This window comes from Herbaspirillum lusitanum P6-12 (assembly GCF_000256565.1).
Taxonomy (GTDB): domain Bacteria; phylum Pseudomonadota; class Gammaproteobacteria; order Burkholderiales; family Burkholderiaceae_D; genus Herbaspirillum; species Herbaspirillum lusitanum.
In genome coordinates this window covers 1-459 of the sequence record NZ_AJHH01000562.1, presented here as the reverse complement: position 1 = coordinate 459, position 459 = coordinate 1, and the positions used below count along the sequence as shown (strand labels likewise).

The 459-nt window shown below is 58.2% G+C and carries 1 pseudogene; it reads right to left on the bottom strand.

Annotation, left to right across the window (positions count from 1 at the left end):
- Nucleotides 1-337 (bottom strand): annotated as a pseudogene (locus tag HLUSI_RS29550) (TolC family protein); the annotation flags it as partial.
- Between the last annotated feature and the right edge of the window lie 122 nt (nt 338-459).

Sequence of the window (459 nt, the reverse complement as noted above, 5' to 3'; positions counted from 1 at the left end):
GCAGCCGCTGGGCGCCGGCGTGGCGCACCGCTGCTTGCGCCTGCTCCACCCGTGCCAGCGAGGCGGCCAGATCGAGGTTCTGTTGCATCGCGCGCTGCACGATGCTGCTCAATACCGGATCGTTGAAGCCGGTCCACCACTGTTCGAGTTGCGGCATCGATGCTGCGGTTGTCGTGCGTTGCTCCAGCAACGACGCGTTGTGGAAGGCGCCGGTCGTCACCGCCGGCGCCTGGTAATCCGGGCCGCTGGCGCAGCCCGCCAGGAAGATTCCCGCCGCCAGCGCCGTCAGGCGTGTCGTGCGCAGTGCGGTGATGCCTGTAGATGTGATGTTGCTCATGTCGCTTCCTCTGAACAAGTGTCGGATGTCGTGTTTTTAAAAGTTACTTGCAAAATGATAGTCTCTAGTTTAATATAACTATCAAAATGAAAGCAACTAGCAGTTTCAACATTTTTTTGAAG